The 22,936-nt window shown below is 46.4% G+C and carries 23 protein-coding genes and 2 tRNA genes; 13 read left to right on the top strand and 12 right to left on the bottom strand.

The annotated features are described in order from the left end of the window. Window positions 1-32: 32 nt before the first annotated feature. On the bottom strand, window positions 33-773 hold the full coding sequence (locus MCG46_RS06615; RefSeq protein ID WP_240278764.1) for an AAA family ATPase: 741 nt from the start codon (window positions 771-773) through the stop codon (window positions 33-35). Window positions 774-1,011: 238 nt separating this feature from the next. On the opposite strand from MCG46_RS06615, the gene MCG46_RS06610 reads away from it, so the two are divergent. After that, window positions 1,012-2,007, top strand: coding sequence for an ROK family protein (locus MCG46_RS06610; RefSeq protein ID WP_240278762.1), 996 nt, complete (start codon window positions 1,012-1,014; stop codon window positions 2,005-2,007). Then, on the top strand, window positions 2,004-2,663 hold the full coding sequence (locus MCG46_RS06605; protein WP_240278761.1) for an HAD family hydrolase: 660 nt from the start codon (window positions 2,004-2,006) through the stop codon (window positions 2,661-2,663). Before MCG46_RS06610 ends, MCG46_RS06605 begins: the two co-directional genes overlap by 4 nt. A gap of 171 nt (window positions 2,664-2,834) precedes the next feature. Here the strand turns inward: MCG46_RS06605 and MCG46_RS06600 are convergent, their stop codons facing one another. From MCG46_RS06600 to MCG46_RS06590, 3 genes are read right to left on the bottom strand one after another with little or no spacing between them, the layout of a single operon-like run. Then, window positions 2,835-3,845, bottom strand: a complete 1,011-nt coding sequence (locus MCG46_RS06600) for an aspartate-semialdehyde dehydrogenase (protein WP_240278760.1) — start codon at window positions 3,843-3,845, stop codon at window positions 2,835-2,837. Next, window positions 3,842-5,179: an aspartate kinase gene (locus MCG46_RS06595; RefSeq protein WP_240278751.1), complete on the bottom strand. Its 1,338-nt coding sequence runs from the start codon at window positions 5,177-5,179 to the stop codon at window positions 3,842-3,844. Before MCG46_RS06595 ends, MCG46_RS06600 begins: the two co-directional genes overlap by 4 nt. After that, the gene (locus tag MCG46_RS06590; protein ID WP_240278750.1) at window positions 5,176-6,345 is read right to left on the bottom strand and encodes a homoserine dehydrogenase; all 1,170 of its coding nucleotides are present in this window, start codon (window positions 6,343-6,345) and stop codon (window positions 5,176-5,178) included. The genes MCG46_RS06595 and MCG46_RS06590 overlap by 4 nt, the downstream gene beginning before the upstream one ends. A gap of 97 nt (window positions 6,346-6,442) precedes the next feature. Here MCG46_RS06590 and thrC point away from each other — a divergent pair, with 97 nt between their 5' ends. From thrC to MCG46_RS06575, 3 genes are read left to right on the top strand one after another with little or no spacing between them, the layout of a single operon-like run. Next, the gene (thrC, locus tag MCG46_RS06585) at window positions 6,443-7,939 is read left to right on the top strand and encodes a threonine synthase (RefSeq protein ID WP_240278749.1); all 1,497 of its coding nucleotides are present in this window, start codon (window positions 6,443-6,445) and stop codon (window positions 7,937-7,939) included. Beyond that, complete coding sequence (gene thrB, locus MCG46_RS06580) at window positions 7,932-8,825, top strand: homoserine kinase (RefSeq protein ID WP_240278748.1); 894 nt, start codon at window positions 7,932-7,934, stop codon at window positions 8,823-8,825. Before thrC ends, thrB begins: the two co-directional genes overlap by 8 nt. After that, window positions 8,818-9,255 (top strand): ACT domain-containing protein, encoded by a 438-nt coding sequence (locus tag MCG46_RS06575; protein ID WP_020223021.1) that lies wholly within the window; start codon window positions 8,818-8,820, stop codon window positions 9,253-9,255. Before thrB ends, MCG46_RS06575 begins: the two co-directional genes overlap by 8 nt. 153 nt (window positions 9,256-9,408) lie before the next feature. Here MCG46_RS06575 and MCG46_RS06570 read toward each other — a convergent pair whose 3' ends face one another. Then, complete coding sequence (locus MCG46_RS06570) at window positions 9,409-9,996, bottom strand: CPBP family intramembrane glutamic endopeptidase (RefSeq protein ID WP_240278747.1); 588 nt, start codon at window positions 9,994-9,996, stop codon at window positions 9,409-9,411. 217 nt (window positions 9,997-10,213) lie between these two features. Between MCG46_RS06570 and MCG46_RS06565 the strand changes: the two genes are divergently transcribed. Beyond that, window positions 10,214-10,789: an AAA family ATPase gene (locus MCG46_RS06565; RefSeq protein ID WP_240278746.1), complete on the top strand. Its 576-nt coding sequence runs from the start codon at window positions 10,214-10,216 to the stop codon at window positions 10,787-10,789. A gap of 104 nt (window positions 10,790-10,893) precedes the next feature. On the opposite strand, the gene MCG46_RS06560 is transcribed toward MCG46_RS06565, so the two are convergent. Beyond that, window positions 10,894-12,552 (bottom strand): diphosphate--fructose-6-phosphate 1-phosphotransferase, encoded by a 1,659-nt coding sequence (locus tag MCG46_RS06560; RefSeq protein ID WP_240278744.1) that lies wholly within the window; start codon window positions 12,550-12,552, stop codon window positions 10,894-10,896. A gap of 374 nt (window positions 12,553-12,926) precedes the next feature. Here MCG46_RS06560 and MCG46_RS06555 point away from each other — a divergent pair. From MCG46_RS06555 to udp, 5 genes are all read left to right on the top strand, one after another. Further along, window positions 12,927-13,003: transfer RNA gene (locus tag MCG46_RS06555), tRNA-Glu, on the top strand. 5 nt (window positions 13,004-13,008) lie between these two features. After that, window positions 13,009-13,082 (top strand) — tRNA-Trp (locus MCG46_RS06550). A 348-nt stretch (window positions 13,083-13,430) separates the two neighbouring features. After that, the gene (locus tag MCG46_RS06545; RefSeq protein ID WP_020223013.1) at window positions 13,431-14,408 is read left to right on the top strand and encodes a phosphodiester glycosidase family protein; all 978 of its coding nucleotides are present in this window, start codon (window positions 13,431-13,433) and stop codon (window positions 14,406-14,408) included. Between the two features lie 11 nt (window positions 14,409-14,419). Then, the gene (locus tag MCG46_RS06540) at window positions 14,420-15,496 is read left to right on the top strand and encodes an NTF2-like N-terminal transpeptidase domain-containing protein (protein WP_240278742.1); all 1,077 of its coding nucleotides are present in this window, start codon (window positions 14,420-14,422) and stop codon (window positions 15,494-15,496) included. Window positions 15,497-15,596: 100 nt separating this feature from the next. Continuing rightward, a complete protein-coding gene (gene udp, locus MCG46_RS06535) occupies window positions 15,597-16,376 on the top strand; it encodes a uridine phosphorylase (RefSeq protein ID WP_020223011.1) in 780 nt (259 codons plus the stop codon). A gap of 565 nt (window positions 16,377-16,941) precedes the next feature. Here udp and MCG46_RS06530 read toward each other — a convergent pair. The 5 genes from MCG46_RS06530 to MCG46_RS06510 form a co-directional block, all read right to left on the bottom strand. Next, window positions 16,942-17,172 carry a WapI family immunity protein gene (locus tag MCG46_RS06530; RefSeq protein ID WP_240278740.1) on the bottom strand — a complete coding sequence of 77 codons (231 nt, stop codon included), beginning with the start codon at window positions 17,170-17,172 and terminating at the stop codon, window positions 16,942-16,944. A gap of 104 nt (window positions 17,173-17,276) precedes the next feature. Next, the gene (locus tag MCG46_RS06525; protein WP_240278738.1) at window positions 17,277-17,486 is read right to left on the bottom strand and encodes a hypothetical protein; all 210 of its coding nucleotides are present in this window, start codon (window positions 17,484-17,486) and stop codon (window positions 17,277-17,279) included. 107 nt (window positions 17,487-17,593) lie between these two features. Next, a complete protein-coding gene (locus tag MCG46_RS06520) occupies window positions 17,594-19,093 on the bottom strand; it encodes a hypothetical protein (RefSeq protein ID WP_240278736.1) in 1,500 nt (499 codons plus the stop codon). A gap of 260 nt (window positions 19,094-19,353) precedes the next feature. After that, complete coding sequence (locus tag MCG46_RS06515) at window positions 19,354-19,644, bottom strand: hypothetical protein (protein ID WP_020223008.1); 291 nt, start codon at window positions 19,642-19,644, stop codon at window positions 19,354-19,356. Window positions 19,645-19,689: 45 nt separating this feature from the next. Beyond that, window positions 19,690-19,965 carry a helix-turn-helix domain-containing protein gene (locus tag MCG46_RS06510; protein WP_020223007.1) on the bottom strand — a complete coding sequence of 92 codons (276 nt, stop codon included), beginning with the start codon at window positions 19,963-19,965 and terminating at the stop codon, window positions 19,690-19,692. A 519-nt stretch (window positions 19,966-20,484) separates the two neighbouring features. Here MCG46_RS06510 and MCG46_RS06505 point away from each other — a divergent pair. Beyond that, entirely contained in the window at window positions 20,485-21,732 is a 1,248-nt protein-coding gene (locus MCG46_RS06505) for a helix-turn-helix domain-containing protein (RefSeq protein ID WP_240278734.1), read from the top strand. Next, complete coding sequence (locus MCG46_RS06500; protein WP_020223005.1) at window positions 21,722-21,961, top strand: hypothetical protein; 240 nt, start codon at window positions 21,722-21,724, stop codon at window positions 21,959-21,961. Before MCG46_RS06505 ends, MCG46_RS06500 begins: the two co-directional genes overlap by 11 nt. 52 nt (window positions 21,962-22,013) lie before the next feature. Here MCG46_RS06500 and murQ read toward each other — a convergent pair whose 3' ends face one another. Continuing rightward, window positions 22,014-22,910, bottom strand: a complete 897-nt coding sequence (murQ, locus tag MCG46_RS06495) for an N-acetylmuramic acid 6-phosphate etherase (RefSeq protein WP_240278732.1) — start codon at window positions 22,908-22,910, stop codon at window positions 22,014-22,016. Window positions 22,911-22,936 lie beyond the last annotated feature (26 nt).

Raw genomic sequence — 22,936 nt, 5'->3', positions numbered from 1 at the left:
ATGAATTCCCTGCTGAAATGCTTTTTGACAGCTTATTCCAGAATCTGCCGGATCATGTTGGGGTTATTCAGAAACCGGCGGTATAAATTAACGGTCTGCGACTGATCATAGCTCACTGCTACCAGCTCATCATCCTGGATTTCCAGAATCTCGGCATGCGGACAGGCCAGCAGGATCGGCGAATGCGTGGCGATGACCAGCTGAGAATCTTCCTGAATCAGATCATTCATTATCGCCAGCATTGCAAATTGACCCGTCGGCGAGAGCGCCGATTCCGGTTCGTCGAAAATATAAAAGCCGCGGCCGAACAGCCGGCTGCGCAGCAACGTCAGATAGCTTTCACCATGGGACATTTTATGCAGTGAAACTCCGCCGTAGCTGTTGAGCATACGGCTGTCCTCAGCGGCGATGTTCTCAATTTCAGAGGCTACATTGTAAAAGCTTTCCGCCCGGAAGAAAAAACCATCCCGACAATGCCGGACACCTTTGACCAGCGTCAGCGCTTCATGCAGAGAGGAATGTGTTTCCCGCGTGGCAAACTGGAAATTGCGCGTTCCTCCTTCGGGATTAAAGCCCATTCCGACCGCAATCGCTTCGATTAACGTGGACTTCCCTGTACCGTTATCCCCGGTGATAAACGTTAAAGGCTGATGGAGCGTCAGGGCCTGAAAGTGTTTGAAAAGCGGAATCGTCAGCGGATATTCTGCAGGATGATCCTTTGCGTCTTCATGAAGGCGGATCTGGCGCAGATAGAATTCATGTTCTTCCAACATTTTCGACTCACCTCTTATCTTTATTGTAGCAGACCCTTGGTAAAAGAGAAGTTAAAAATAAAGGCAGGCTGTGAGCAGTTGGCTAGATTCAGGCTGCAGGCACAGAAACGGCGCTTTCAATGAGGATCCGTCAACGGAAGCCAGACATGATTGGATGGCTGCCCTTGACAAAACACGATCTTCGTTTTATTATTAAATCAGTTTTAAAAAGTATTTTAAATTTAAAGGAGGCGCACTTATGGCTGATGCCGCAACGCTTAAACAGCTCAATCTGCAGAAAATTCGGAATGCTTTTCTGGTGGGAGAGCCTTTCAGCAAGACCGAACTGGCTGAAAAAACCGGATTGAGCTTTCCAACGGTTGGCAAAATCATTGATGAGATGGTCAATTCACACCAGCTGCAGATTGTCGGCATGCGGAATTCCTCCGGCGGCCGATGCAGCCGGATTTATCAATACAATTCCGATTTTCGCAATGCGATTGCCCTGATTCTGGAAGGACAGCGGCTAGATTGGTTTGTTCTGGACAGTCTGGGGATGACGAAAAACCAGGGAAGAATTGAAATCGAATCCGATTTGGATCTGTTTGATACCCTCGCCGGTCTGCTTCTGCAGGCCCGCCGTCAGGAACCCTCGCTGTGCTGCTTCTGTTTGGGCATCGCCGCCAACACCAACGGCGAAACCGTTCAGCAGAGCTTTGAATATCCGCAGCTCAAGGGTGTTAATCTGTTAAAAGAGCTGGAGTGTGTCAGCGGCTTAAAGGGTTCCTTAGGCAACGACATGTGGATTTCGGCGGAAGGCTGCTGGCAGCGCTGCCGGATGAACGATCAGACGACGCTGATCAGTTTCTATTTGGGCAGCTGCGGTTTCGGCTCAAGCTTTGTTATCGGCGGAAAAACGCTCAAGGGCGCGCATCAGGTTGCCGGTGAAATTGAACTGCTGCCCTGGATCCGCAAGGAAGGCTTGAACATGAACGCCTGGCCGGAAACTTTGCCGAAGGCGATCCTGCACTGCATTCTGACCTATGCGATTATTACCGATCCGGATTTCATTCAGCTTTATACGCATCCGTTTTTTATCCAGCATTTCGATGAAATTCAGACCCAGTTAAACACCTGTTTTACCGGTGTCCAGCCGCCGGTCTTACTGCTTTCCGATGATTTCCGGGCAGATTATGAGATCGGCCTGAGCCGCAGAGCCATGCAGCTGATGAACACCATGGAGAGCTCGTTATGAAAACCTACACCCATTTGGTCTTTGATATTGACGGCACGCTGCTGAATACGGAAATGGCGGTGCTGCATTCCCTGCAATGGGCCTTGCAGCAGCATGGAATTGCGCGGTCAGTTGAGCAGCTTCGGTTTGCCCTGGGCATTCCCGGGAAGGATGCGTTAGTGCGTTTCGATCTGGATCATCCTGAACAAGTGCTGCGGCAATGGGATGCGAAGTATATCGAATATCTTCAGGAAGTGACGATCTTTGACGGAATTGTGCCGCTGCTTCAAACGCTGCGGAAGCATCGCGTTGCCTGCGGCGTCATCACTTCCAAAACCCAAATTGAGCTGGCCCAGGATTTTCAGGTGTTAGGCCTGCAGCCGTATTTTGATGTCATCATCACTGCCGATGATACGCAGAAGCATAAACCGGATGGCGAGCCGATGCGGATGTATCTGAAACGCAGCGGGGCTGAAGCCGCAGAAACGATTTATATCGGAGATGCGGATTACGATCTGCAATGTGCCCATCATGCCGGCTGTGACAGTGCTCTGGCTGTTTGGGGCCGAAGCGATCGTCCCTCCACGCAGCCGACCTGGACGCTGTATCAGGTCAGCGATGTTCTGAAGCTGGCCGGACTGGATTGGGATTGTTTGGACCGGACTTCCAATCAATAAACTTATTCCGAAACAGAGGATGGATCTGACTGAATCCATAAGCAGTCCTCCCGATCTGTCCGTCTGTTCGTAAAAAGCCCTGGGTGCTTACCCCAGGACTTTTTTTGTTAGAATTACGGTTATCTTTGTCTTTTGGAGGATCTGAAATTTCCACCCGCATTGACCGGACAGTCAGTTGGAAGACTGAACGGATTTCCACCATTCACGGACAATTTCGACCGCGTTGGTCGCGGCACCCTTGCGCAGCTGATCGCCGCAGCACCACAAGGCGATTCCCTTTTCACAAGTCAAATCCCTGCGCAGCCGGCCGACTTCGACTAAATCCTGATCCGTACAGCGCAGCGGAGTCGGATAAGGCTGTTCGTTAAGCACAACCCCTTCGGCTTCTTCCAGGGCCTGACGTACTTCATCAAGACTGAGGAAGGCTTCAGTTTCCAGGTAAATCGATTCGGAATGACACCGCAGCACCGGAACCCGCACGCAGGTACAGCTGACGCGCAATTCTGGATCATGAAGGATTTTCTGACCTTCATCATTCAGCTTCATTTCCTCCGAGCTGTAACCCGCTTCGTTAAATCCGCCGATCTGCGGGATGAGATTATACGCGATCTGCGCTGGAAACGTTTCGACGGTTGCGGCTTTCCCGGCTTCGAGTTCCGTGATCTGCCGCTTTAGTTCAGCCAGCCCTGCCGCTCCGGCTCCGGAAACAGCTTGGTAGGTCGAGACCATCATCCGTGTGATCCGGGACCGCCGATAAATTGGAGCCACGGCCATCAAAGCCAGAATCGTCGCACAGTTGGGGTTGGCTATAATCCCCTGATGTCTTTGAATATCCTGCGGATTGATCTGCGGAATGACTAACGGCACTTCAGGATCCAAGCGGAACGCACTGCTGTTGTCGACAAACACAGCGCCGGCTTTCACGATCCAAGGCGCCCAGCGTTTGGCCAGATCATTCTCGACCGCGCCCAACACGACATCCATTCCCTCAAAGCTTGTTTCTGTTACCGCTTCAAGGGTCAGCGGCTGACCTTTAAACAACAGCGTCTGACCCGCGCTGCGCGGACTGGCCAACAGCCGGACTTCACCGATTTCCCAATCCGTTTGTTCTTCCAAGACCTGAAGCATTGTGCGGCCAACCGCACCCGTGGCTCCCAAGATCGCTATTCGACATGCTTTCATTCCTGCTTCCTCCCTCGCTTCGGCGCAAACGCCGCATACAGAACCTGGATCGCGCGGTCAAAGTCTTCATTTTCCACGCCGACGATGATGTTGATTTCATCCGAACCCTGTGCAATCATCCGAATGTTGATCTGATGAGCGCCCAGCGTTTGAAACAGCTGACCGGAAATTCCGCACTGCAGCGCCATATTGCGTCCCACGACCGCGATCAGACTTAGATTGCTTACAACCTTGATATCATCGCATTCACATACCTGCTTCAGCTGAGCTGCGATTTCATACAAACTATCGGCCACTGCCGCACTGGAAACAACGATTGAGAAATTATCGATCCCTGAAGGAACATGCTCAACGCTGATCCGATACTTTTCCAGCACTTCCAGCGCCCGCTTCAGCAAGCCGACTTCATTGGACGCATTGTGACGGTACATCGTGATGACAGTGAAGTCTTTTTTCCCGGCGATGCCGGTGACAAAACGGGAGCGATCCTCCTGTTGTGGATCGACGTGATCGACGATCTGCGTGCCGGGATTTTCCGGCTGATTCGTATTGCGGATCACGATTGGAATGTTCGCGTCCTTCACCGGATAGATCGCATCCTCATGCAGCACATTGGCTCCCATATAGGATAATTCGCGAAGTTCACTGTAGGTAATTCGCTCAATCTGAACCGGATGTTCGATAATCCGCGGATCCGCCATCAGAATTCCGCTGACATCCGTCCAGTTTTCATACAGCCGAGCAGACAGCGCTGAGGCTAAAAGACTGCCGGTGATATCCGAACCGCCGCGTGCCATAACCTTGATTTTGCCATTGGGCAAAGCCCCGTAAAAGCCGGGAATGACAAACTTTTCCGTTTGCTGGATCTGCGCCTGGATCAGCTGACGGGTGAGGTTGTGATCAATCTTGCCGTCATAGCCAAACCGGATCACCTCGGCCGCATCGACAAACGGCCAGCCCAGATAAGCAGCCATCAGCTTGGACGTCAGCCATTCCCCACGTGATACCAGCTCATCCTGACTGATGCCCTGACGCATCTTCTCCCTGAGCTCAGCTAAAGGCTGCTCCAGATCCACAGTTACTTGCAATTCATCACGGATTTCATAAAACCGCTGGCGAATTAATTCAAAGAGCGGATCGCAGGAAACCGAATACTGCAGATGGGCATGACACAAATAAAGCAGATCCGTGATTTTATTATCCTTTTTCCATCGCCGGCCCGCCGCGCTGCAGACAACAATCTGACGCTCCGGATCCGTTTCCACAATGGCTTTGACCTTTTTAAACTGCTGGGCATCGGCCAGGGAAGAACCTCCAAATTTTGCAACGATCATCTTGCTTCCTCCTCGATCCGAGCAGCAAACAGCTGCGGATCCTGGGCGCGGGCCTGCGCGATCAGCGCTTTTAGCCTATTGTTCGCTGTCGGAACCGTCCACAGCTGCGTCCGCCCTCCGCTGCGGCGGATTTCCTGGGTCAGCTCGGCAAACAAGCCGGCGGTTTCGGCTTGGGTTCCGATATAATATCGAACAGCCTCCGGATTTTCGCAAAGATTGGTTTCCTGCAGCGTCAGCGGTGAAACCGGATGATCATTCAGAATCTCCAACAGGTCGGTCAGCACGGCGTGAGCGGTCGGCGGACCTCCTGCCCCCTGTCCGATCAAAGTCAATTCGCCCAGATTGACGGTGCGCAGAACCCCGGCATTCAGATTATCGCGAATCTGTGCCAACGGGGCGTTGAAAGGCAGCAGCACCGGCTCAATCCCTGCCTGCATGCCTGAGGATCCTTGCTTTAACGTAGAGATCAGCCGGCAGCGTTTATCTTTAGCCAGAAAGGCCTCAATATCCTGCGCGCACAATCCCTGCAGCCCCTGCACCGCAAACTGATCCCGATGCAGCAGCACGCCGAAGGCACAGCCGGCGCTGATCATCAGCTTGCGCGCCAGATCTTCTCCTTCCAAATCTGCGCTTGGATCCGCTTCTGCATACCCGAGCTGCTGCGCCTGGGCAATCCCCTCCGCCAGCGACAGCCGATCCCGCTCCATGTGGTCAAGAATATAATTGGTTGTCCCGTTAAAGATGCCTTCGATCGAAAGCAACGGATCAGTTTGCTTCAAAGCTGTAAGCGTGCGCAGCCAGGGGATGCCTCCGGCAACACAGGCATCATAGCGAAACTGAACTTTGTGCTTTTCAGCCAAAGCTAACAACTGCGAAAAATAAGCTGAGACCATCGCCTTGTTGGAGGTCACAACGGATTTTCCGGCCTGCATGGCCTGACTGCAATAGTTCCATGCCGCCTCAGCTCCCGGAATCATTTCCACTACGACGTCAATTTCCGGATTTTCCAGGATCACAGCATAATCATACGTCATTTCCGGACAGGCCCGCGGATGCGGCTTACGAATCAGAATGGCTGCGGTCTGGATCGCATCATCCGGATGCTGCTTAAGCTGATCCATCAGGCTGCGGGCAACAGTTCCCCAGCCGAGCATTGCGATTTTCAAATGAATTCCCCCTTGTATGTATTTAAAATAAATACACTTGTTTTTCATTGAAAGACATTGTATCATAGAACTGTTAAAAAATTCAAGAGGTGGTAGTATGAAAAAATCATTGCGCAGTACGCGCAGTTCACAAATTCAAACGGATTTTTGGACCGCTGTCCAAAACGGCATCGCCGAAGATGGCGGGCTGTATATCCCCGAAGACTGGCAAAACAAACAACTCAATGTTGAAACTCTGCCGGACAGTTACTTGCAGATTGCCCACGCTGTCTTATCCTGTTTTACCGATGAACTGGATCCGCAGACCCTCACATCTTTTCTGCATCAGGCCTATGACGGCCGCTTCGAAGCTGAAGACGTCGTTGCCTTAAAACCGCTAGGTTCGGATTATCTGCTGGAACTGTATCATGGTCCGACGGCGGCCTTTAAGGATATCGCGTTGTCGCTGCTGCCGTTATTTTTAAACGAAGCCGCAGCTCGTCAGGAAAATCCGGCGCAAACATTGATTTTAGCAGCGACTTCCGGGGATACCGGCAAAGCGGCGCTGGAAGGCTTCAAAGACCGCAGCGGCTGCGAACTGCTTGTCTTTTACCCTGATCAGCGGGTCAGTGAAATTCAGCAGCGGCAGATGCTGACCAGTGAAGGCAAAAATGTCGGCGTCTGTGCTGTCCGCGGGGATTTTGACGACGCCCAAAGTGCTGTGAAGCGATGCTTCGCCGATCCGCAGCTCAGCGCTGAGCTGCAAGCTCATCATATCCGGCTTTCCAGCGCTAACTCCATCAATATCGGACGGCTAGTTCCGCAGATTGTTTATTATTTCTGGGCCTACCGAAAACTGCGCAGACAAGGCGTGCTAAGAAACGGTCAACACCTGAATTTCAGTGTTCCGACTGGTAATTTCGGCGATATTCTGGCTGGCTATTATGCCAAACAGATGGGCCTGCCTGTCGGCAAGCTGATCGTCGCCAGCAATGCCAACAACGTCCTGACTGAATTTTTTACGACCGGCCGTTATGATTGTCGGCGAAAACTCGTCAAAACGACGTCGCCGTCCATGGACATTCTGATCTCCAGCAATCTGGAACGCTTACTGGCGCATGAATCAGCCCCGGATGACGGCTCAGTCAGTCTGTATATGGAACAACTGAAACAAAACGGCTGGTATCAGATTGAACCAAGCCTGTTAACGAAGCTGCAGCGTCAATTCGCCTGCGGCGACTGCCTGGATGATCAGGCAGCGGAAACGATCCGCAAGGTGTACGCCCAGACCGCTCAGATTCTTGATCCCCACACCGCCGTCGGCGTGCATGTTTTGCGGCAGCTGCGGCAAAAAGGCGAGGTTCAGGATCCCTGCGTCATTCTGGCAACCGCTTCGTGCTATAAATTCAGCAGGGATGTCCACGAAGCGCTGTTTGGACATTGTGATTTAGATGAATGGTCAGCCATGGAACAGCTCTCCGCCCGCACCGGCCTTCCAATTCCAACCGCTTTGCAGGGCCTGCGTGAAAAAAACATCCGGCATACCGACAAAATTGAAAAAGACGCGATTGTCGATTATGTCCGGCAGAAAGTGCAGGTTGTGAAGCATGATTAAAGTCATCGTTCCGGCCACCACGGCCAATCTTGGACCGGGATTTGATACACTGGGCCTGGCTTTGGATTTGGAAGCTAGTTTTACCTTTACTTTGGCGGATCAGTTTGCGATTACCGGCTGTCCTGAACGCTTCTGCAATGCCGACAACTTGGTTCAGCGCGCCTATTGCCGGCTGTTCCAAAAACTGAATGAAGAACCCCTGCCGGTGCGGATTACGATTGACTCACCGATCCCGCCCAGCCGAGGTTTAGGTTCTTCCTCCGCCTGCATTATCGCCGGTCTGTGCGGAGCCAATGCCCTGCTGAATGAACCGGTGTCGGCCTTGGATCTATTGCGGCTGGCCTGTGAACTGGAAGGTCATCCTGACAATGTCACCCCCGCACTGCTGGGCGGACTCAAAGCCGCCATCGTCGATCAGGACTGCCTTTTGACCGCCGATTTCACCGTCAGCGACCGGCTGCATTGGGCGGCGTTGGTTCCGGACTATGAGCTGGAAACCCAGCGTGCCCGGCAAGCGCTGCCGGCTGCCATTCCGCACGCTCAGGCTGCCGGAGCTTTGGGCAAACTGGCCTTTTTGTTAAAGGGCTTGGAAACCGCGGACAGCGCCTTATTGGAAGCCGCCATGAATGAACCGCTGCACGAACCCTACCGCATTCCATTGATTCCTGAATATGATGAAGTCCGGCAGCTGTGTCGGGATCAAGGGGCCGCTGCCGTCATGATCAGCGGGTCCGGGCCGACGCTCTTAGCGATATTTCTCGACACGCTTCCGGAAGCCGCATTATCCCTAAAGCTGAAAACGCTCAGCCATCATTGGCAGTTGCTGCCATGCCGGGTCCAGCAGGAGGGTACCCGCATTGAAATGAAGGAGGACTTTCATGAGTGAACAATATTTGATCGTCAATACAAAAATTTTGCCGGACTTCTATGAAAAAGTCGTCGCTGCCCGCGATCTGGTTGAGCAGCACAAAGTCAAAGGCGTCAGTGAAGCCGTCCAGCGAGTCGGCATCAGCCGCAGCACCTATTATAAATACAAAGACTCCATCTTTTCCTTCTCGGAAAATGCGCGCGGCCGCAAAGCGGTTCTGAGCATGATTCTGACGCATCAGCAGGGAGTTTTAAGCGAGGTTCTCAACGAGCTCGCTGCTCAGCATACCAGCGTTCTGACAATCAACCAGTCGATCCCTATCCACGATCATGCCTCCGTCAGCCTCTCCCTGGATATCTCGGATCTGGATTGTTCCATTGACGAAGTCCTGCGCAGCTTAAAGGAGAAAAAAGGCGTCACCAATGTCCGACTGATCGATTTGGAATAAACTGAGCTGGACTTACAAGTCAATGACAACTTCGCTCCTCAGATCAATTAGGTATACTATATAAAGCAAAAAAACGCTGTGCTTCCTGTATTCCGGACTTCACTCAGCGTTTTTCTTTATCTCTGTTTTCTCAGCCATTGTTTGCGGGCATCATTATGAAAATGCCTGGATTAAATTGATGATCATGTTGCCCAATCCATGCAGAAATACGCCTGGTAAAATTGAACCCTGAAACGTTTTTTCAGAAAGCAAGCCCAGCACCAGGCCGCCAAGCAGGGTCGTCGTAAAAATAATCATTCCGGAAAGCCACGTGACGTTTGAGGCTAACAGGACATGCAGAGTACCGAAAATAACACCCTGAAGGAGAACACCTCGATAAACACCGAAACGACTAACCAGCCGTTTGTTCAGAAAGCCCCGAAACAGAAATTCTTCCAAAAACCCGGTCTGTATGAAACTGATGATCAAAATCGGAAGGATTGCCGCACTCCCCATTCCAGCATACAGACTGGCCGAGGGTTGGGTATACTGCGTAAGATACGGCAGATGAGTCATCCCCCAGATCAAGCCGTACATTCCAATCATGAACGCAGCCTGCCTTGTTTTCTTCGGCCGGATCAAACCAAAATACAGAGTAAACTTTGCCTGTTTACGGCCTTTAAACCACCACCATACAACGGGAACCAGACCCAATACCACCCCTGCCAGCAAGCAGCTGCGCAGCGCATCCAAAATAAGCATTCTATTCTCCTAATCCGTTTGATTTGCCGGTTAACTGCATTAAACCCTTAAGCTGCAAAGTTTCCAGCATCCGGCGATCAAGCTTCTATTTATAATCATTCTACCAGGTTCTATCGCTAAAAACGAGAACAACAGGAATTCTTTACTTATGTTATTCTGACCGCGTCTTTTGTGATAGAATAAAAGTCCATAATGCATCATCAGGGAGGGATATAGAATGACACGCGGAATTATCTTATTCGGTTCTTCCGGTTCCGGGAAAACAACCTTAGGCCGAAAACTAGCTCAGGAATTAGGTTATCCTTATTTTGATATCGACGATTATCTCTGGCGGAAAGACACGCCCATTCCCTTTACATGTATGTATTCCCGTCAGGAAAAAGCCGAACGTTTAATGCATGACATTTCTCAATTCGATCATTTCGTCATGGCCGGTTCCATGGACAGCTTCAACGCCCCCTTTGTACCGCTGTTTGACTTAGCCGTCCATGTCGATGCCGACGCTGCGCTGCGCCGTCAGCGGCTGCACCAGCGGGAATGGGAAGCTTTTGGAGAACGGATTCTGCCTGGCGGCGACATGTTTGATTCCCATCAGCGTTTTCTGGCGGATTCAGATCGTTATGAAACAGACGGATCTCCCTGCCGCAGCCGGCATCTGAAGTGGGCTGCCAGTCTGCCCTGCCGTGTCCTGTATCTTGACGGCGGCCGACCCTTAGCGAAGAATCTCGCTTTGATCCTGGACGCATATCAGCAGCTTCCTGTCCACGCTTGTTCAGTCAAAATTTACAAATAAAAAAATTGCCGGAAAGGAATCGTTATGATCCAATCTGGCAATTTCTTTTTATCAATCCTATGCAAGAGTCACAGAACAACTGATCAAACGTTTATTCTGATGAATTATTCGTGCTCCAGTGCCAACGTCTTCGTTGTGATATCGCAGACTTCCGCTGGTCCGTAATACTGGATTGCGCCCGGATAAACAAAGCTTGTTTCTACTGCCCATTCTTCACGGTGGGCTTCAAAGAATTTGAACGGCTTGCCATCCAGTTCAACAAGTGCCTTTTTAATAACCGGCTTGTCTTCACCATGTCTTCTTTCGATGTTCATCATCTTAGTAATCGGCATGCCGCCGGCTGTCCATTCGCTGGCCGGATTGGACAGGTTGGAGATTTTTGACAGATAACCGTTATAGCCATACTGGATCAGCATGAACGCATTATAGCCTAACGAATAACAGTAATCTGAATCAAAGTTCGACGGGAATGCACATCTTCCTTCATAACCTAAGAAATGATGCAGGGCGCTGAATTTTCCCTTGTAGGTTCCAGCTTTCTTTCTCTCATCTAATTTATCCTTGACCAAGGCCGAGAATAATTTTTCAGATTCGATCAGTGAAACCTGAACGTTGCCATGCGGATCGCGTTCCAGGAACAGCTGCTGCTGAATGTTTTCAGGAAGAATCGCAAAGACACCCATCGATTCTTTAGTCAGTCCCTTTTCGATGAACGCATACTTCTCACTCCAAGTCGCAAGCGCATTGAATGCATCCGCTTTGCTTCCTGCAAGCAGTTCGTTGATTTCCTGAATTAACGCTGAGAATTCCGGTACAAATTCAACAACGCCTTCCGGAATGATCGCGACACCGAAGTTCATTCCCTTCGCCGCACGCTTTTCGACAGAATCCGCAATGTAATCCGCAATCTGGGAAAGCGACATTTTCTTAGCCGAAACTTCTTCTGAGATCAGGCAGATATTCGGTTGAGTTTCAAGTGCGCATTCCAAAGCAACATGCGAAGCGGAACGGCCCATGACCTTAATGAAATGCCAATATTTCTTCGCTGAATTCGCATCTCTTTCAATGTTTCCGATAATCTCGCTGTACGTCTTGGTCGCGGTATCAAAGCCGAATGAGCATTCAATATCTTCATTCTTCAAATCGCCGTCAATGGTTTTCGGGCACCCAATCACCTGAACACCGGTATCATGCGCCGCAAAGTATTCCGCCAGAACCGCTGCATTGGTATTGGAATCATCTCCGCCGATGATGACAATGGCCGTAATTCCGTGCTTTTTGCAGACATCCGCAACAATTGCAAACTGTTCATTGGTTTCCAGTTTTGTTCTTCCGGAACCGATGATATCAAAACCGCCGGTATTGCGGAACTGATTGATGTAAGCATCATCGAAAATCAAATAATCATCTTCAATCAAACCGATCGGACCGTTTTTAAAGCCATACAGAACGTTTTCCGTATTCGCTGCCTTTAAAGCATCATATAAACCGCAGATGACGTTATGTCCGCCAGGTGCCTGACCGCCGGAAAGAATGACGCCGACCACTTGCTTCTTGGCTTCTGCCGTGTTCTCACCCTGTACGAATGTGATTTCCTTTTTGCCGTATGTGTTCGGAAATAAGCGTTTGATTACTTCCTGATCGGCTGCGCTCTGAGTTTCTTCCCCTTCCTGAACTCCAATATTGGCAATACCATGCCGTAACATACCTGGGAGTTTCGGTGAATACTCATATCTAGCAGATTGTAGCGATGAAATTTTCATAATTAATCTCCTTCTCATTTTAGATACACGTAAATTTTAAGATATTTGATCTGAAAAGTAAACCAGTATTAGCGACTTCCAGCAGACAAAAATACCAAAAGAAATAAAGTGTTTAAGAAAAGCAGGAAGAAAGCTGAATTGAAATTCAAAAAAAGAAATGAAAACCTACCTTCGCTCAGAACTCATCGACAGAAGAAGGCTGTTCTTAGCAGCCTATTGAATAGGGGTATCCGATTTCCAAACAGATTTATCCGCTGCATTACAGGAAATTCGGTAAGTCATCTCTTGTTCCGATTCTGTTCTGCTTTCTTTTTTTATTTTTTTGTTGAAATCAGAAAAAGTTTATGCTATTATTACAAAGCAATCGAAAAATTGGCCCGTTGGTGAAGTGGCTTAACACAGCGCCCTTTCACGGCGTCATTCACGAGTTCGAATCTCGTACGGGTCACCATTTTTAGGGGTGTGGTTCAATGGTAGAACAGAGGTCTCCAAAACCTTTGATGGGAGTTCGATTCTCTCCACCCCTGCCACTATAACGTGAAAGCCTTTAACAAAAGGCTTTTTTTTTGTGTTTTGAAAAATCTATGCATTATATGCGCATTAAATATGCATTATATTTTTTCCATCTTTGCTGACTTGTTTATTTTTCTTTCCTAATCACTTCTTTCAAGATCATTTCTTTCTTTTTATTTTTTTCAGTATTTTTTAACAGGTACTTCTCAACGCTCTCCACTTCATTTCTTTTCGTCATGAAGTCTTCATTTATTTCGTCTGCACACGCATTGTTTTCTGGCGCGGTTGCCGATATAATTATGCTGTGGCTGAACACGAACAAAAGAAAGGAGTCGTATGAAGATCAAACTTCATACATGAAACAAATGACTAAAAAAAGAAAAGCGAAAAAATCCGGGATCTCCGCCGGAGCGCTGAGCGGTATCATCCTGGTCATGGTCTTAGCTGGTGCTGGGATAACCGGAACTTTAGCGCTCAATTCGATCTATCGCGGACCTTACAAAGCGTATACGCAGCATTTGCTGGAAACCATGGAGGAAGGCAGTCTGCAGTATAAAGCCGCTGGGCTGTTCTATTCCCAGGCTGAGCTGGAAGCGATCCGCAATCCGCAGCTGGCAGATGAAGAGGATAAACCAACCGCTTCAGAAAGTGCGGATAAGGACGCCATTGAAATTATTGATCTGAAGGGAACTACTTTTGAAGGTAAATTGATGATCGTTCACGATCCTTCACGCGTCTTCGTTGCCTGCAATCCGAATATGGATTCCGGAGCACCGGGGTATTCCGTTGAAAAGTACATTCAAGATAACAACGCGATTGCTGGAATCAATGCCGGGGGCTTTGAAGATGCCGGCGGCAACGGCAACGGCGGGACAGCTTATGGTATTGTCATTCATGATGGAAAGCTGATCAGCGGCAGACCTAACGAATTTACACCGGTTATCGGCATCAACAATGCCAACCAGTTAGTCGTTGGTGATATGACTGCCCAGCAGGCGCTGGATTATGATATCCGCGATGCGGTTACCTTTGGTCCCGTCTTCATTAAGAACTGGGACGTCGTCTTTGAAACCGGGCGGCATCCGGGACTTAATCCGCGCACAGTCATTGGACAGCGTTATGACGGCGCCTTTCTGCTGATGGTTCTGGATGGCCGCCAGCCGAGCAGCTTTGGCTCAACCTATCAGGATATCATTGACATCATGCAGCAGTATGATGCTGTTAACGCCGCCAATCTGGACGGCGGTAATTCTACTGTCATGGTTTATGATGGCGAAACACTGAATACCACCGTATCGATTAAAGGCGACCGCCGCGTGCCAACCGCCTTTATCGTGAAATAGGAGAAATTGCTATGAGTAAAAAACAAGGAATTCCCACCGGAACAGCCATGGCCATGATCGGGCTGATCCTGGTGATTGTAATCGGCGCTTCCGCTGGTGTACTCACCTTAGTCAATGCCAAGATGAGCGCTTATGAAAAAACGATGCCTAACGCCGCTTTGGAAGCTTACATGAAGAAAATCGAAAAACAGGATTATTCGGAATTATATGAACAGTTTCAGACACGAACCGGCAGCTTAAGCAGCGAAGCCGACTTCAATGCGACGATGAATACGATCTACGGAAATGTTGACTTCCAGGATCTCAGCTATGTCAAGGATGATAAAACGGCTGAAGGTCATGAAGGTACCTACGGTGTCTATTCTGACGGCAAAAAGGTTTCGACGCTGAATCTGCGCAAAGAGAACGATGCCTGGCAGGTAGAAACGATCATGCAGAGTTCCGGCAATCTAAGCTATCTGATTGATGCCCCGGCAGCCGCTCAGGTGAAAGTCAATGGCATTTTATTAGGCAGCGATTATGTAAAAGAAACACAGGTTCCAGCCGGCACCTTTGATCGCTATAAGACCAGCTCTGCCGCGCCTTCCGTGACACGTTATGAAATCAGCGAATTGATGTCGGAGCCGGAAATCTCAGCCGATGGCTACAAAGTAGTTAAAGACGCCTATGAAGAACGTTTCTATGTTGGAAGCGAAGCCGCCGGTGAAGTCAAAAACGCAGGTGAGAAGACGATGATTGCCATCGCTGAAGCCGCAGCACGTTATGCAACCGGCGACGGCAGTTTGGGAACATTAACTGGCTACTTTTTGACCGGCAGCGAATTTGCCACTAAAATCCGTACCATGGACAACCAATGGTATACTAGTCATGCCGGTGTTAAATTTGAAAACTCAGAGGTCATTGATCTGATCCAGATCGATGATGACGACTTAGTTGGCAAAGTGATTTTCGATTATACCGTATTGAGCAATACCTATGGAAACCGTACTTATCACTGTGGTTATCAAATTGTCCTGACGCGCAGCTCGGGCAACTGGAAAGCCGTTGACCTGGTCGTAAACAACGATCTTAACCCGGCCAACAACTAATCGGATAAAAGACTCAAAAAGCGACAAATGTCGCTTTTTTTGATGTCTGAGGTGTGGTACATTATAAGTGATGAAAGCCCTTTACAAAGGAGGAACAAGTATGATTGATTATACAGAAGGCTCAGGCAGACAATACCACATTGGTGTTGCGAAAGGCGAGGTCGGCCGTTATGTTTTGCTGCCGGGTGATCCAAAACGTTGTGCTAAGATCGCAGCCCACTTCGACAATCCAGTATTGATTGCAGATTCACGCGAATTTGTTACCTATACCGGCGAATTGGATGGGGTAAAGGTCAGTGTCACCTCAACCGGAATCGGCGGAGCTTCGGCTTCGATTGCGATGGAAGAACTGCATGTCTGCGGTGCAGACACCTTCATCCGCGTGGGTACCTGCGGCGGCATGGATCTGGATGTAAAAGGCGGCGATCTGGTGATCGCTACCGGAGCTGTCCGTTTTGAAGGGACAAGCAAAGAATATGCGCCAATTGAATACCCCGCTGTTGCTGATTTTCAGATCGTCAACGCTCTGGCTCACAGTGCAGAAAAGCTCAGCCTGCCTTATCATGTCGGCGTTGTCCAATGCAAGGATGCCTTTTATGGTCAGCACAAACCGGAAGAATTGCCGAACCATGAAGAACTGCTGCGCAAATGGGATGCCTGGGTTCGGATGGGCTGCTTAGCCAGCGAAATGGAATCAGCGGCCTTATTTATTGTCGGCGGTTATCTGCGCTGCCGGGTCGGTTCTGTTTTCCTGACCGTTGCCAATCAGCAGCGGGAGAAAGCCGGTTTAGAAAACATTCAGCATCATGACACCGAAGCGCCTATCCGGGCCGCGATTGAAGCGCTTCGCGAGCTGATCAAAGCTGATCAAAAACGCTAAGTGCAAATAACCTAAAGAATAATCTTTGAGTTCAGACAGAAAAAAAATCCAGCTAAGAAGCACTCAGCAATGCTTCCGAGACTGGATTTTTTAAATTTTAAACTTTTCCTTTTTTTTCATCCTTTTTCTGCGAAAGCAGCTTGCTGCATGAAATCAAGATGTCTTTGTCTGTGTCTGTCTGGCGCTTTATAAAAGACTATGATTTTTTTCAATAAGTATTTTGCGTGATGTGTATGCACTCAAACAAAATTTACCGCTATTGTAAATATATTTTTTCACCAATGCAAATTACTAATAATACAGCTTAAACTAGTCCGAGAAATTGTAATTTATTGTTTAATAATTAATGACAAATAATCACGAAATTTTTTAATTTCATCCCTAACCAACGTTAGTGAAAGAAAATTTTCTGTAAGTCCATCATTCCAAAAGAATATTTTCCATTCAAGATAAATATCTTGTATTTCATATCCTGGGCGAACATAAGTATATTTAGGATCATTTCTTAAATCTGTCTGCGGATATAATATAAAATTAAAGTCAGGTTCAAAAAACTCAATCTCATTTATCTTTGAATTTTTTTATCTAGGAGTTCAGTTAATGCAGTTTCCAGAGCTTCTACCTCACAGCACAAGAACACTTCATCATTTTCTTTATGATAATTCAGAAACTCACCTGATGAAAACGAAAAATCGCATTTACACCATTCACTATCCCAATTATCCTTGGATGATTGCTTATATCCATTAATCTGCAATTTGATGTTTATGCCACTCGCATCAATATCGAACCACATATTATCATCTCTTCCTGTAAGTTTTTATTTTACAATCTGTTTAGCTCCCACGATAAATTTGAAGTTAATTAATACTATGTTTCTTCAAATAATCCTGCTAAAAATTAGGATAAAACATTAGATACCTCATTTCTTTTACTTTCTAATTTTCTTCCAATCATGTCAAGTACTCCAAATATAATGAGACTGACAAGTACTGTCCCCAATACTAATGGCTTTACGCTTTCAGTTAAATCTCCAAAAAGCAACATCAGCATAAACTCTGCTCCACCTAAAAGTGTAGAAACTTGAATAATCCTAATCATATATTTCATGCTTATTTCTCTCCTTTCATCGCTGAATTAATTTTAACAACTCCTGATTTATCGGTTTGCACCTTCTTACCCAAAGACGAATGCTGCCAATCAACTACTATTTCCTATTAAGCGGATTGTTTAAGCGTCAGAATCCGTGTTTTCAGTTCTTCTTTGACTTCCAGCTCAGATGCCTGTTCCAAGACGATCAACAATTCAGGGGCAATTCCCTTAAGTGAGGTCTGCGCTAATTTTACCCAGCTCTCAAGCGTATCCAGCGCATAAGTACGGCAGCTGATCACCGGACACAACAAAGCGCAGCGGATAAACTCGACACCTTTACCCGGGTACAGCTTCAGTGACTGCAGTACAGCTGCCAGGGCATGATAATCCTGATAATCCTTACCTAAACCTAGAACATCGGATGGGCCGCTGGCCATCGTATCTAATGGCAAACAGTCTGCATACAGCGCCAGAATCTCGTCACAGGCATTTTCCGATGCCATCAACAGACGAGCTGCCATGCAGTGCTCAACTGGATTCTGCTTCAGCCAGGTCATTGCCTTTTCTTCATACGGAATACTCAGCTTCAATGCTTCCTCGAACCCTTTTCCCTGTTCCATCGCCGCGCTGACGGTCACATAACAAGCTGATGACTTCAAAAGCTCCAAACATTGTTTTTTAATCTCCGGCATTTTAACCTGTTCGCCGTCAATATACTGAGCTATGGCGATCAAATTCTGAACCGTAGCCAATGTCATTGGAAAATGTTCTGTTTGTGCCAGATAACCGGCAAATAAAGTTTCACGATCCTCAATTTCAGAAATTCCGGCAACCGGACCTTCTGCCATCAAGCCGTCCATCATCAAAGTGATGCCTGACCAATCTTCCGCCGACAGATCTTCACGCTGAATTTGTTCGATCAAATCACACTTTTTTGCGACGGTCAACGCTGAATATGCCGGAGCAACACTGTTCTCACAGCCATGATCCAGCAGCCACTTCTTGATCAGCCGATTCGCCGGATCAATCTGGTTAACGCAGTGAATTCTGCCCCAGCCGTGAACCTTCTGCATCAAATCAAAAATCTCATCATTGCCGCGGGTCCAGCTGCGCATGATGAACAGACAGTACAGCGTAAACTCATTGCATAAGGCAAGCGCCCGAATCACTTTTTTCAGTGCTTCCTGTTTATCGGTATTGAGCAGCTCCATAATTGCCAATCCCAGCTTAACGAGTTCCGGATTGGTCGATGTCATGATACTGCGGATTGCAAATCCCGAAAGCTTTCCTGGATCCAGCTGATCATGATTTTCATATATCCATTTGTGCAGAGCATCGATGACTTCAATTACACTGTGCTGTTCCAAGGCCGCAGTCAGCTGCGCCTTTCCCGTTTCTTCCTGTCCCTGGCTAATGAGCAGCAGCGCCTGACAGACAGGTTCGATATCCACGGTCTTTGGCTGGGTATGATATAATTTAATGCCATCCATCGCACCGTCAGCAAAGATCAACTTATTCTGCACCTTTTCTTTTGGCAGCGAAAAATCCTTCGGCAATGTGCCCTCGGGCGTTAATGCCTCAGCGATCATTTGAAATAAAGCCTTTTCCGGCTGGTTTTCACTCATATATTAATCTCCTTTAAATTCCTATCACAAAGCGACTGTTCGCGCTTCTTCTGTATTATTGTACCATAGTTTACCAGCTCTGTCTTTTGCGTCCGTTACAAACCTGATGAATAATCTGCTTTTATAATCACAGTGAAATTAGCGATAATGCCTATTCTCACCTTAAGTTTATATTTCCGATAAAAAGAAATCTTGCTTTCATTGAATTTAGCAAAGTAAAAGAGAGCATCCGCGATCCTCTCTCTATACAATCTATCCAATTAGCTGCGCTGACGGCTTTTAATGCATTTCACAGATTCAAAAGCACCGGTCGCTGCCCAACCTAAGCACAACCCGCTGATCGCCTTCACCAGCATTCCCTGTCCCACTGAAAAATCAGGGATGATCAATCCTAGCAAGACACCCATGAGAGCGCCGATCAAAGGAATCCAGGTGCTGTTCATTCGCGGCAATAATGTTTTGAGCAATTCTGCACAAACATAAACACAGCCAGCAATTAATATTCCATTACCTAATAATAATTGATGCATCAGTTCCATCATTTCATCCATGTTTCCATCCCTCTTTCAATTCAGCATATGAAAAAATCGAAGGAATTATCCCTCGATCAACCGTTTCTCTTGATCATTTGGAAACAAAGGTGAATTAAAGAATTCAGCCAGCGTAATACCTACTGCATCGCAGATCAGGCGAATAGTCTGTAAGGTTACTGTTTTCTCACGCTTTGTCTTCAGCATACTAATCGTTGATTTATTTACACCTGCCATTTCAGCCAGTTTGCTGGTACTTTTGATATTGAACGTATTTTGAATTTCTTTGATTCGCAGATATACAGCGTAATTTAAATCAATAAAATGTTCATTTTCACGCATAGCTGACCTCTTCTATCTTCGTTGATTTTATTATAACGATCGTAATTTTTACATATAAGGCTAGCAATCAACTATTTTGACCGTTTATTAAAATGAACATTTTTGATATAATGTGGAAAAATGGGTTATTGGAAGTGATAAAATAACTGAGAAATAGACAAAGAAAACTAACAAACCGAACAGACAAGATTCAAAAACAAAGAAATAGGAATTAAAAACTAAGGGCCCTTAGTTTACTTATTTAATTGGGACCAAAAACACTGAAGCCATAAGTTGCCATTACAGGAGTTACTGTTGGAACAGCAGCCATCAATGGCAGAATCAGCATCAGACTAACTAAAATCTTCTTCATCTTCTCTGTCCTTTCTTCAGGACAAACGTTTGTCTGTAATAATTATAGAATTCAAAGGGGTATTCTACAACGAAAGCCCTTTTGAAAATTTGGCATAGAAAAGCCATAAAAAAAAGCAAAAATTCAGATATTTTGACTCTTTTTTACGAAAGAAGGTTATAAATACAATGAACACTGATGAAATTAAACTAAAAGCAGCTTTAATAAGAAAAAGACGAATAGAGTTAAACTGGAAACAAGAAGCCTTTGCAAAGTCACTGCCTATGGCAAATTCTTCATTTAGTGAAATGGAAAGAGGTCTGCGACCTATAACGGAGGAATTATACAAAACTATTCTAAATAAATTAGAATTACCTTCTTTAAACAAAGATTGGATAGAAGACCAGAAAACTCTAATGAGCTTAATAAAAGAAAAACTATATTTCTGTGATTATGAAACTGCTTCTTCATTATTCAAAAAATTACAGCGACAAGAAAAGTTACTTAATAATTCTATTCTGTTTTTGGAATATAATTTAACTTGTTTTATATATAATATCACTTATAATAATTGCAAAGAAATAAAAACAGACAAGTATTTAAAAAAATACAAAGATTGCTTAGATTATGCTCAAATTTATCAGTTTATTTTATATCAAGGAATATTGGAGAAAAACCTACATCATCCAGCAAAAGCATTAACTTATTTTCAAACCCTTTTTGATTATCCTTACTCTGTAAATTATTTCCAAGATTTATTATATTATCAATCATCAATTTGCTTAATCCAAATAGGGCATTTAGCATTAGCCCATAAATACAATAATAAAGCTGAGATGCTTTTCAAAGAGAATAATAACTTTAAACGCGTAGCATTTTCACAAATGCATGAGGCAATAATATATGCCCATGAAAATCATCCTACAGAAGCAGGAAAAATATATGAAACGTTATTAAAAACTTATTCAAAGTATTTAACAGATCAAGATATCAATATTATCTTAAGTAATGCTGGGAATAATTATGTTAGTGCAGCTCAATACGAAAAAGCTCAGAATATTTACAAGCAGTTACGATCAGGCTGGCAAACTATTCCTGAAATATTTTATGGTATAGCTTGGACATTATTGCATACAGATCAGTCAGAAGAATTAGATAAGTTTTTGATCTATTGCAAACAATATGAAAAAAACAAATTTATTGGAGATATGCTACAGATTATTGATATGCAGAGAACCCCCAATAAGGAGAAAGAAATTGAGTCTAAACTCAAAGCTTGTGAGAAATACTTAAATCGAGAAGGTAGTTCTGAAGGAATGATCTTTGTTTACGAACAGCTTATTCAGTATTATGAAACTCGCTCTATCGTAAAACAAGTCAAGTACCTAAAGAAATTAAATGAGCTGAATAAAAGAGGGATGCAGTATGATCAATGATGAAGAATTAAGAATGCAAATGGAAAATGATTTACGAAGACTCAAGGAAAAACTGAAAGAAACCCCTGATGATCCTCTGCCGCTTATGGCTCTGCGAATGAAATATCCGTTTAATTCCAGCAGTGATTCGCTTAAATCCTTGTTGCTCCATGATGATTATGATCTGCAAACTTTATCTTCACTGCTTTTGGCTGAATATCATTCCTGGAATCGTAAGCATCAAAAATAAAGAAAGCTGCAGCCCTGAGGGAATCACCTCAAATGCTGCAGCTTTTTCATATTTATTTAATCGCCTGACGGACAAATCCTTCGTTGTTTTTCAGCCGTTCTTCCGCTTCTTCCTTAGTGCAGCCTGTCAGAATCATGACAATTGCGACCTTTGGATAGTTGCCGGAAACTTCGTACATCTTCGCCGCTGTTTCATAATCACAGTCAGTAGCCATCATGATGATGCGCTTTGAACGTTCTACCAGTTTCAGGTTCGTAGCTTTAACATCCACCATCAAGTTGCCGTAAACCTTGCCGTAGCCCACCATGGAAGCGGTTGACAACATGTTCAGAATTAATTTCTGGCATGTGCCGGATTTCAAACGGGTCGAGCCGGTTAAAACTTCCGGTCCCGCATCAACTTCAATCGCAACATCTGCATGCTTGCCTACTTCACTGCCTTTGTTGCAAGCAACGGAAACCGCTGTTGCTCCAATGGAACGCGCATAATCCAAACCGCCGATGACATACGGGGTTCTGCCGCTGGCTGCAATTCCGCAGACAACGTCTTTTTCTGTCAGTTTCTGATCGACCAGATCCTGCTTTCCTAATTCAGCATCATCCTCAGCACCTTCTACCGCTGTCAAGAAGGCCCCTGGACCGCCGGCTAATAAACCGACAACCTCATAAGTCGTACCAAAGGTCGGCATGCATTCCGCAGAATCGATAACACCTAAGCGGCCAGAAGTTCCAGCGCCCATGTAAATCAAACGTCCGCCGCTGCGCAGCGCTTTGATGATCGCCTGAACCGCTTTTTCAATTTCCGGAATCGCTTCCCGAACCGCTTCAGGAACCTTGTGATCCTCTTCATTCATGATTTCTAATAATTCGTGGGTAGAAAGCGTATCAAGATTCATCGTTTTCTCGTTACGGCGTTCTGTTGTTAAATGGTTTAATTTTACTTCAGACATGATGTTTTCTCCTTTTTTTCCTCAAG

This window comes from Holdemania massiliensis (genome assembly GCF_022440805.1).
In the GTDB taxonomy this organism is placed as follows: Bacteria; Bacillota_I; Bacilli_A; order Erysipelotrichales; family Erysipelotrichaceae; genus Holdemania; species Holdemania massiliensis_A.
This window is presented reverse-complemented; position numbering and strand designations above follow the sequence as displayed.